This is a genomic window from Streptomyces sp. adm13(2018), from assembly GCF_008042145.1.
Taxonomy (GTDB): domain Bacteria; phylum Actinomycetota; class Actinomycetes; order Streptomycetales; family Streptomycetaceae; genus Streptomyces.
On the sequence record NZ_RDBH01000110.1, the window covers coordinates 1 to 9,756 of the forward strand.

The window sequence follows — 9,756 nt, forward strand, 5'->3', positions numbered from 1 at the left end:
TCGCAGTGGTCCCCGTCCGCAACTACGGGCGCTGGATCGCCGCCACCGCCTCGATCCTGGCCCTCGTCGGACTGATCGGCTCCCTGGCGAAGAACGACAACCTGCACTGGGACGTCGTCGGCACCTACCTCTTCGCCGACTTGATCTTCGACGGCCTCGCGACGACGCTCTGGCTCACGGCCGCCGCCATGGCACTCGGCCTCGGCCTCGGCACCCTCATCGCGGTCATGAGGCTCTCCACCAGCCCCGTGCTCTACGGTCTTGCCAACGCCTTCGTCTGGGTCTTCCGCGGCACACCGCTCCTCGTCCAGATCATCTTCTGGGGCTACGCGGCGGCGCTCTACCAGTACGTGAAGATCGGCGTCCCGTTCACCGGCATCACCTTCTTCCAGGCCGAGACGAACTCCCTCCTCACCCCCGCCGTCGCCGCCCTGCTCGCACTCGGCCTGAACGAGGCCGCCTACGCCTCCGAGATCGTCCGGGCCGGCATCCAGTCCGTCGACCCCGGCCAGGCCGAAGCCGCACACTCCCTGGGCATGCGGCCCGCGCTCACCATGCGACGGATCGTCCTGCCCCAGGCCATGCGCGTCATCATCCCGCCGATGGGCAACGAGACCATCAACATGCTCAAGATGACCGCACTGGTCTCGGTCATCTCGGCCCACGACCTCATGTCGAACATCCAGGACGTGTACGCGCAGAACTACCAGGTCATCCCGATGCTGGTGGTCGCCAGCCTCTGGTACCTCGCGCTCGTCACCCTGCTCGGCATCCCCCAGGCATGGCTGGAACGCCGGTACGGCCGCGGCACCGCCCAGGCCGGCCGCGTCTCCCCGCTCCGGCGGATGCTGGGCGGAGCGGCGGGGCTGATCGGCGGCAACAACAGGCTCATCGGCGGGAACGACAAGCCGATCGGCGGGAGCAACAACCTGATCGGCGGGAACAGCAAGGAGACGAGCCGATGAACGCCCCCATGGTGCGCGCCGAAGGCGTGCGCAAACACTTCGGGAAGCTGGAGGTGCTCCAGGGGATCGACCTCACCGTCGAACGCGGGCAGGTGTGCTGCCTCCTCGGTCCGTCCGGCTCCGGGAAGTCCACCTTCCTGCGGTGCATCAACCACCTGGAGAAGGTCGACGGCGGCAGACTCACCGTCGACGGAGAACTCGTCGGCTACCGGCAGCACGGGAACAAGCTGCACGAGCTCCGCGAGCGGGAAGTGGCCGAACGGCGCCGCGACATCGGCATGGTCTTCCAGCGCTTCAACCTCTTCCCTCACATGACGGCCGCCGAGAACGTCGTCGAGGCCCCGATCAGGGTGGGCCGGGTGCCCAGGGCCGAAGCCCGCGAACGGGCACGGCAACTCCTCGAGCGGGTCGGCCTCGGCGACCGCGCGGGGCACTACCCCGCACAGCTGTCCGGCGGTCAGCAGCAGCGTGTGGCCATCGCCCGAGCCCTGGCGATGCGGCCCAAGCTCATGCTGTTCGACGAGCCCACCTCCGCCCTCGACCCCGAACTCGTCGGCGACGTCCTGGACGTCATGCGTGACCTCGCCGCCGACGGCATGACCATGGTCGTCGTCACCCACGAGATCGGCTTCGCCCGCGAGGTCGGCGACACCGCCGTCTTCATGGACCAGGGAGTCGTCGTCGAGGCGGGCGACCCGGGACACGTACTCGTCGACCCGGAGCAGGAACGCACCCGCGCCTTCCTGTCCAAGGTCCTGTGAGCGCGCCCCCTCGTGAGCGGCTCGGCGCGAAGCTGCTGACCCTGGCCCACGCACACCGGAACCGGTACCTGACCGATCTGCGGGAACTCGTCTCCATCGACTCCGGCTCCTACAGCCCGGACGGTGTCAACGAGGTCGCCGACTGGGTCCAGGAACGGCTTATCCAGCTCGGGTTCGACGTCGAGCGCGTCCGCTTCCCGGCCGACCACCGCTACCGGGCCGGGGACGCGATCATCGGGCGCAAGCGCGGCCGTCTCGATCTCGCCGGGAACGGGCGCAGGATCCTCCTCGCCGCCCACATGGACACCGTGTTCGACGACGGCACCGCGGCCGAGCGGCCGTTCCACCTGGACGGCGCGATCGCCCACGGCCCCGGCGTCAGCGACGACAAGGGCGGGCTCCTGGCCGGACTCACCGCACTGGAGATCCTCCAGGAGGCCTCCGTCCAGGACTTCGCAGAACTGGTGTTCCTCGCCACGCCCGACGAGGAGATCGGCTCCCAGATCAGCAGGCCGCTCATCGAGCAGACCGCACGCGGCATGCACTACGGCCTCGGCCTCGAATGCGCCCGCGAGAACGGCGACCTCGTCGTCGCCCGCAAGGGCGTCGCCGACTTCCGCCTGACCGTCACCGGCCGCGCCGCGCACGCCGGCATCGAGCCCGAACGCGGAGCCAACGCGGCCCTCGCCGCCGCCCATCTCACCGTCGAACTGCAAGGCCTGAACGGACACTGGGACGACGTCACCCTCAACGTGGGCGTCGTCCGGGCGGGCACCCGCCCCAACATCGTGTGCCCCGAAGCCGAACTGCGGATCGAGGTGCGCGCCGCCACCACGGCCGACATGAGGCGCGCCACCCAGGCCATCCACCACGCCGCGGCCCACCCCGCCGTGCCCGGCACCGCGATCACGGTCGAGCAGATCGACCTCTGCCCGCCGATGGAGGACACCCCCGCCTCACGGCGCATGTTCGAAGCGGCGCGCAGGGCAGCCGCCGACTACGGCGTACGCCTGGGCGCGGCGGCCACCGGGGGAGTCGGCGACGCCAACCTCATCGCCGGCGCGGGAGTGCCCACCCTCGACGGGCTCGGACCGGTCGGAGGCGCCGACCACACGCCCGGCGAATGGCTGGACACCTCCAGCGTCCCGCAGCGCGTCGCGATGCTGGCCGGGCTGATCGCCTCGCTCGGCACCGCCGACCACGACTGAGCGCGTACGCCGAGGGGCACCGCCGTCGTCGGCCGCGCCTCACCTCACCACCCCCGGGCCGCTCTCCCGCCGCCCTGCGCAGACACCACCAGGCCTGACCGCGTACGCCACGCAGCCCTGGCCACCCCACCCACACCGCCCACGGAGGCACCATGCGCGCACACTCCGGTTCCGCCCGCCGCGTCGTCCTTGCCGGCAGCACCGCCCTCGTTCTCGCCCTGCTCACCGCCACGCCCCCGGCACAGGCCAGCCCCGCAGCCTCCCGTCACGCCGGATCCCTCGTCCTCGTGGGCGGCGGGCTCAAGGACGACAACAGCGAGGTGTACGGCGAGATCATCAAGCGCGCCGGCGGCTCCCAGGCCCGTATCGGCGTCATCACCGCAGCCTCGGTGCCCGAGAGCCAGGACCCCGACGCCGGGGATCCGGACCGCTGCAGCAACTCCGCCTGCAACGGCGCCTCCTACGCGAACCTGTTCAAGAGGCACGGAGCCGCCGACGCGCAGTGGATCCCCATCGACCTCGACCACCTCGAGAACGCGGACGCGGACAGCGTGGTCGCCCAGGTCAACGCCATGACGGGCTTCTTCTTCGGCGGCGGCGACCAGTACCGCTACGTCACCACGCTCCTCAACGGCGACCGGCACAAGGACTCCAGAGTCCTCGCCGCCATTCGCGCCAAGCTCGCCCGGGGAGCGGTCGTCGCCGGTTCGTCCGCCGGTGCCCAGATCGTCTCCGGACCCGACATGGTCACCGGCGGAGAGTCCTACGAAGGACTTCGCGACGGCAGCAGCCCCGGCTACTTCGACGACGCGACCCGCCTCGGGTACCTCCCCCGAGGAGGCTTCGGCTTCCTGCGCTCCGGCCTCATCGACACCCACACCGGCGCGTACGGCCGAGAAGGACGTGCGCTTCGCCTCGCCGCCGACACCCACCACGACCGCGTCTACGCGCTGGAGGAGAACACCGCCCTCGTCGTCGACGACCCCGGCACCACCCGCGAGCGACTGTCCGTCCTCGGCCCCAACGGCGTCGCCGTCCTCGACCTGCGCCGGGCGCACGCCCGCACCACCACGGCAGGCTGGTCCCTGGACGACGCCCGCTACTCCTACCTCACCCACGGCGACCGCTACCTCGCCCGCACCTGGTCCGCACGCCCGGCGCCCGACAAGAAGCGGCTGGTTCCCCGCGACACCACCCCCGTACCGGAGAACACCGACGCGTTCTACTCGGCGGCTAACCCCGACGGCCGGCCCTACGCCTTCCGGACCACCGCCCGTGAACTCGCCGCGCGCGTCCAGCACCGGGCCACGGCGACGACCTACGAGACGCGGCCCGGCTTCACCGTCACCCTGACCAAGCCCCGGGGATTCACGGCGTGGTCCGACACCGGGGCCGACGCGCAGACTCTGATCGGTCTGCGGATCGGCATCACGCCGAAGTAGCCGAAGTGGCCGAAGTGGCCGAAGCTACCGACGCCGTGCTCCGCGAGGGCGTGCGAACCGTTCTCGCGGAGCTGCCCTGGAGGTCCGTTCGGCCGGTACGTGTGCTCCCGGGCGCGCGCCTCAGGTCGGGTCACTCCTCGTCGTTCCCTCGCCGCCCCGGCGCGTAGGAGCCGAAGCTCCACTCGTGGCCCTCCGGATCGAGCACGCGGGCCCGCCTGCTGCCCCACGCGGTGTCCTCGGGGGCGAGGACGGAGCGTCCCCCTGCCTGTACGGCCCGGTTGTAGAGGTCGTCCACGTTCTGTGCGGCGAGATAGACCCCACCACCGGTGGAGTCACCCTTGAGCGCGGGAACGTCGTAGGCGGCCTGCGAGGTCGCGAGCAGCACGACCGCCTGCCCGAGGCGCAGCTCGGCATGGATGATCCGGCCGTTGTCGTCGGCCTGCCGCGCGACGGTCTCGAAGCCCAGGCGTTCCAGCCACCGCATCCCCGCGGGTGCGTCGTCGAAGCTCAGATACGCGTGCAGTGTCACATCCGGTTCCATGGCCGAGAGCTCCCATACGTTCGCGTCGCCCGAGCCACCGCCTCCGAGCACCGGCGGTCGCGGACAGCCGGTGCGGTGCTTCCGACGACTCTTCCCCTGACGCCCGCCTATGGATGCACCGCGGCCGAATCCATCCCCCGGGCCTCAGCCAGGCTCGTTCGACGCGGCCGGAACGACGGGACCGGGGGCCGTCAGGGCCGCGAGCTCCAGGGACCGCAGCATCGCCTCCCGGTCCGCCGCCACGTACTCGTCCGCGGCGGCGGCCGCGTCCAGCACCTCGCCGATCTCGACGGCCGTCAGGCTCCGCGCCTCCGCCGCGGCCACCAGACCGTCCGCCCGGTCGCGGGGGAGGCCGCGCTCCGAGGCGATCAGGTCGCGCAGCAGTTCCTCGCGCACCGCGAAACGGCTCATGCCGCAGTCGAGGCCGTCGTCGTCCAGGTCGCCCGGGTAGGGTGCTCGCGCCCAGGCGCCGTCCTCGTACCAGTACACACAGCCCAGCTCCCAGCCCTCCAGCAGCCCGCGCAGGTGCTCGTACGGCAGCCAGTCCGGCGCCTGCGCCAGCATGTCGATCGAGGGTTCGTGCCACTTCACGGCACTCGACTCGTCCTCGCCGTAGAGCAGGTAGCGGCCTGCTCCCAGGTGCTGGAACGTCCACCAGGTGCAGCCGCGGTCGTCGAGGTGCAGACCCCGGTCGTCGATCCAGGTGCCCACGCGGCGCACGCCCTGGGCCTCGGCCATCGCGGTGGCCTCCAGCACGGCGGCCAGGGCCCAGCGCGCCCACAGCACTTCGGCCGCGGGCAGGTTCTCCGGTCGGCCAGGCCTGTCGATCGCCATTCCGTCCCCCAGTCCGTCCCGTACTCGTACAGCGCCGCGTGACGCCAGAACCATGATCGTAGAACAGCGCCGGTCCGTATCAGGAACGGATGTCGGCGGGCCAGGAGGGGACGGCCGGGTGAGGCTGACGCCCGGCGCGCGCTCATGGGCAGGGCTCGTCTCCCGCGCCGACGCGCCGTCGGTCATGGTGCCGTCGGATGAACGGTGCCGTCCCCAGGACGATCGCGGCGAAGACGGTCAGTCCCGGCAGCGATGCCGCAGACCGCTGCGACCGTCCAGCGCGGGGTGTGGCGCATCCAGCTGATCACGCCGCGCATCGTCCCGTCTGCGCGCCCGCCGTCAGGTCGTCCGTCCGCCGACGCTCGTAGCGACAGGCAGGGACAAATCCTCCCCAACCGCATCCATCCGTTCCGGGCAGGCCGAACTAGGGGCGACCCATTCTTTACGGGAGGACGACCGATGATCGTCAAGAAGCTTCATGAGATCGGACTGCGCAGCGAGCACGCCTATGCCGCCGCCCTGGGATCCATCGCGCTGTCCTTCGTGTCCTGGTCGGCCTCCAGCAGGCGCGAGGACATCGAACGTGCGGACCGGTGGGGGATATTCGTCGGAGAGTGGGCGCCGACGTTCTTCGGTCTCGGACTGGCTCTGGCCAACTACGAGCGGAGTGAGACCGAGGCCCCGAGCGGGTTCGACCCGGCCTCCTGACGCGACCGCACGACGAGGGGAGCCGCAGGGATGGAATCGGCACCTCCGGCGATATCGGCCCCGCGCCTCGTACGCCGGTGCTCGAAGCGCTCCGCGGTTCGGCGTCGGAAGCCGCCTCGGACGGCTCGGCCATCGAGACGGTGCGCGCCGCGGCCGTTCCGGCTGGGCGCGGAGACACAGCGAAACGCTCTGCCAGGACTACCAGTTGGGTTCGAGACCGGGCACGTTGGCGGGCAGCGGAAGCTCGGGCGGGTGCACCAGGTAGACCACGCCGCCACCGCCGGACTCCGACAGCCAGACGCGTTCGAACTCGCCGCGCGGGTAGATCCTGCGCACCTCCTCGTCGGTGGCCGACAGCGGGTCGTTGACCACCACATCCCCCTCCGTCGTGAACCCGCAGACGATCTTGATGCTTCCGGCCGGCGAGAAACCCGCGCCCGCGAGTTCGCCGATACGGAAGCTCTGGGCCGTGGCGATCGGGATGCCCGCGCTGATGAAGCGTTCGAGCTCGCTCAGCGAACGCAGTCGCGTGACCATGCCGTCGAGCCCGTAGCGCGCGGGATGGGCGGCGTTGAAGGCCCAGTTGCCGCACCCCTTGTAGGCGTAGTCGTAGACCGCCCGGGCGGTGAAGTCGACCTGGGGCGCGGTGTCCGCCGGGTCGATCCACGTCATCTCCCCGTCGGCCGGGCCGTGCCCGAAGTACTCGACGAGCATCGAGGTGCAGGTCGGCGCCGACCACGCCTCCCCGCCGCCGTCCCACTGCGGACTGTGGCCGGTGTGCAGCTCCTGGGAGCGCCGCGGCACGTCGAGGACCGTGCCCCACGCCCCGGCGGGACCGCTCACCGGCTGTCGGTGGTCGGGGGGCGTCGACGAGGCGGCGACGTGGAAGGCCCGCACGGCGGGCCCCTCCGGGGCGTCCTGGGTCCGCGCGAGCCGGACCTCCAGGTCATAGGCGAGGACGGGCCGGCCGGGGGCCGCCACGAACACGTCGACGTCCACCGCTCCGAAGGGGCCCGTCTGCCCGGGCACGGTGGTGCGGTGCACCACCTCGTCGCCCGAGGCCCAGTGCGCCATGACGTACCAGGGAGAGACGTTCCCGTCCTCGTCGCGTACGCGCAGCCTGACCATCAGCCGCGTTCCGGCGGGTGTGAGCGCCGTCCACGACGGGATCAGCTCCTCGGCCGGAAACGGCAGTTCGCGCCAGCCGGTCGAGCAGGTCGCGTACTGCCATTCGAGCGCGGCGTGGCCGTGCTGGTCCACGAAGGTCTCGTCGCCCTCGACGGACTCCAGGCGCAGGGCACCGTCCGACCACGCCGTACCGCCGAGGACCGCGTCGTCGAAGTGACGGGCTTCCGACCAGCGGTGCAGCACCGCCCGGGGCGCGGTCGGGTCGTCGCTTCGCCCACGGTTCTCGCCTGTCACGGTCTTCCTGCCGCTCTCTCGTAGCTCCGGTACGACCCGGCCGGATGCCGGGCCCGGGGCGGGGCCCACATGGTAGCGGCCCGGTCCTTCCCACCAGCGGCTCCCGGCCGCCCGCGGAGGCCCTACGACCGTCCGCGGAGGGCGTACGGCGGTCCGAGGACGACGGCGACCCGAAGGGACCGTCGCCGTGACGGCGAGACCGCCGGCCAGGCTGGTGCACCACGGTAGGCAGCCGATCGGCGTGAGGACGATCGACACGATGTCCAGGCCCTCCGTGACCAGGTGGACATCGGGTCGTTGCCGCAGGGGGACGACGAGGGCGAGCATGGGCCGCGGCGCGTCCACCGCGCCCCGGGCCGCGCCGCCCTCGTGAGTGCCCGGCTGGAGTGCCCGGCCGGCGACGGCGACCGCGCGGACCAGCCGGTTCGGGAGGACGCCGTACGCCCGTCCCGACGGCACCACGCATCCGGACAGGGCGGCGTTCCTCCCCGCCCCTGTCGCCACCTCGCCCGCGGAGGTCTCCATGTCACCGCACCGCACCGCCGGTTCCCCGCCCCTGTCCGCTCCCGGTCGCCGTACGGTCCTCGCCGCCATCGCGGCGGCCGGCTGCACCACCGCCCTCCCCTCCCAGACGGCCCACGCCGCGACGCCCGCCGCCGATCGACTCGAACTCACCGCCGATCGCGCAGATCCCGTCGATCGCGCCGACGCCACCCCTCGCGTCGAACCCGTCGAGCGGCAGATGCGAGGGATGTGGATCGCGTCGGTGGTCAACATCGACTGGCCCACGCGCCCCGGCCTGGACGCCGCCGCGCAGCGCGCGGAGTTCACGCGGCTGGCGGACGACGCCCTCGCGTGGGGGTTCAACGCCCTGTTCGTCCAGATCCGCCCCACCGCCGACGCCTTCTGGCCCTCGCCCTACGAGCCGTGGTCGCAGTGGCTCACCGGAACGCAGGGACAGGAACCCGGATACGACCCGTTGGCCTTCATGGTCGAGACAGCGCACACCCGTGGTCTCGCGTTCCACGCCTGGTTCAACCCGTACCGCGTCTCGATGCAGCCCGACCCCGCCGCGCTGGTTCCCGGGCATCCGGCCCGCACCCATCCGGAGTGGACCGTCTCCTACGGCGGCAAGCTCTACTACGACCCCGGGGTGCCGGCCGCACGCCGCTTCTGCCAGGAGGCCATGCTCGACGCCGTCAGGCGCTACGACATCGACGGCGTCCACTTCGACGACTACTTCTACCCGTACCCGGTGGCGGGTTCCGACTTTCCCGACGACGAGACGTTCCGTACGTACGGCGCGGGCCACACCGACAAGGCGGCCTGGCGCCGCCACAACGTCGACCTCATGGTCCGTGAGATGCGGGACGCCGTACGCGCCGTGCGTCCCGACGCGCTCTTCGGCATCAGCCCCTTCGGAGTGTGGCGCAACGCGAGCACGGACGCGCGCGGCTCCGCCACCGCCGCCTTCCAGTCCTACGACGGCCTGCACGCGGACACCCGGGGCTGGGTCCGGCAGGGCTGGCTCGACTACATCGCGCCCCAGGTGTACTGGCACATCGGACTGGCCGTCGCCGACTACGCCGTCCTCGCGCCCTGGTGGGCCGAGGTCGTCCGGGACACGGACACGGAACTGTGGATCGGGCAGGCCGTGTACAAGTCGGGAGCGGCGGGGCAGCCCGCTCCCTGGCAGGACGGCAAGGAGCTGACGCGCCACCTGACGCTCAACACCACCCTCCCCGAGGTGGGCGGGGACCTCTTCTTCAGTGCCAAGGACGTCCGCGAGGACCGCGTGGGCGACGTCGCGAACATGCGGCTCGCCCACTGGGGGCAGCCCGTTCTCGGACCGCTCCCGACCCGCCTGGCCACGGG

At 71.7% G+C, this 9,756-nt stretch carries 9 protein-coding genes; 6 read left to right on the forward strand and 3 right to left on the reverse strand.

Translation table 11 applies throughout. The features are described from left to right. The first annotated feature begins 5 nt into the window (after positions 1 to 5). The 4 genes from EAO70_RS09805 (at position 6) to EAO70_RS09820 (ending at position 4,376) form a co-directional block, all read left to right on the forward strand. Positions 6 to 965 carry an amino acid ABC transporter permease gene (locus EAO70_RS09805; protein ID WP_315986226.1) on the forward strand — a complete coding sequence of 320 codons (960 nt, stop codon included), beginning with the start codon at positions 6 to 8 and terminating at the stop codon, positions 963 to 965. 8 nt (positions 966 to 973) lie between these two features. Beyond that, positions 974 to 1,726, forward strand: coding sequence for an amino acid ABC transporter ATP-binding protein (locus EAO70_RS09810; protein ID WP_148002637.1), 753 nt, complete (start codon positions 974 to 976; stop codon positions 1,724 to 1,726). Further along, positions 1,723 to 2,934, forward strand: a complete 1,212-nt coding sequence (locus EAO70_RS09815; protein WP_148002622.1) for a M20 family metallopeptidase — start codon at positions 1,723 to 1,725, stop codon at positions 2,932 to 2,934. Before EAO70_RS09810 ends, EAO70_RS09815 begins: the two co-directional genes overlap by 4 nt. 152 nt (positions 2,935 to 3,086) lie before the next feature. Then, complete coding sequence (locus EAO70_RS09820; RefSeq protein WP_148002623.1) at positions 3,087 to 4,376, forward strand: cyanophycinase; 1,290 nt, start codon at positions 3,087 to 3,089, stop codon at positions 4,374 to 4,376. A gap of 130 nt (positions 4,377 to 4,506) precedes the next feature. On the opposite strand, the gene EAO70_RS09825 is transcribed toward EAO70_RS09820, so the two are convergent. After that, positions 4,507 to 4,905 carry a VOC family protein gene (locus EAO70_RS09825; RefSeq protein ID WP_261992784.1) on the reverse strand — a complete coding sequence of 133 codons (399 nt, stop codon included), beginning with the start codon at positions 4,903 to 4,905 and terminating at the stop codon, positions 4,507 to 4,509. A gap of 156 nt (positions 4,906 to 5,061) precedes the next feature. Beyond that, positions 5,062 to 5,751: a hypothetical protein gene (locus tag EAO70_RS09830; protein WP_148002625.1), complete on the reverse strand. Its 690-nt coding sequence runs from the start codon at positions 5,749 to 5,751 to the stop codon at positions 5,062 to 5,064. 459 nt (positions 5,752 to 6,210) lie between these two features. Between EAO70_RS09830 and EAO70_RS09835 the strand changes: the two genes are divergently transcribed. Next, positions 6,211 to 6,459 carry a hypothetical protein gene (locus EAO70_RS09835; RefSeq protein ID WP_148002626.1) on the forward strand — a complete coding sequence of 83 codons (249 nt, stop codon included), beginning with the start codon at positions 6,211 to 6,213 and terminating at the stop codon, positions 6,457 to 6,459. 198 nt (positions 6,460 to 6,657) lie between these two features. Here EAO70_RS09835 and EAO70_RS09840 read toward each other — a convergent pair whose 3' ends face one another. Then, the gene (locus EAO70_RS09840; protein ID WP_187283826.1) at positions 6,658 to 7,881 is read right to left on the reverse strand and encodes a C39 family peptidase; all 1,224 of its coding nucleotides are present in this window, start codon (positions 7,879 to 7,881) and stop codon (positions 6,658 to 6,660) included. Between the two features lie 523 nt (positions 7,882 to 8,404). Here EAO70_RS09840 and EAO70_RS09845 point away from each other — a divergent pair. Next, the coding region (locus EAO70_RS09845; protein WP_148002638.1) for a glycoside hydrolase family 10 protein at positions 8,405 to 9,756 on the forward strand (1,352 nt) is incomplete at its 3' end.

Excerpts from the sequence above, each read along its gene's own strand:
- EAO70_RS09810 (WP_148002637.1), top strand. The coding sequence starts at position 974 with ATGGTGCGCGCCGAAGGCGTGCGCAAACACTTCGGGAAGCTGGAGGTG.
- EAO70_RS09820 (WP_148002623.1), top strand. The coding sequence starts at position 3,087 with ATGCGCGCACACTCCGGTTCCGCCCGCCGCGTCGTCCTTGCCGGCAGC.
- EAO70_RS09830 (WP_148002625.1), bottom strand. The coding sequence starts at position 5,751 with ATGGCGATCGACAGGCCTGGCCGACCGGAGAACCTGCCCGCGGCCGAA.
- EAO70_RS09835 (WP_148002626.1), top strand. The coding sequence starts at position 6,211 with ATGATCGTCAAGAAGCTTCATGAGATCGGACTGCGCAGCGAGCACGCC.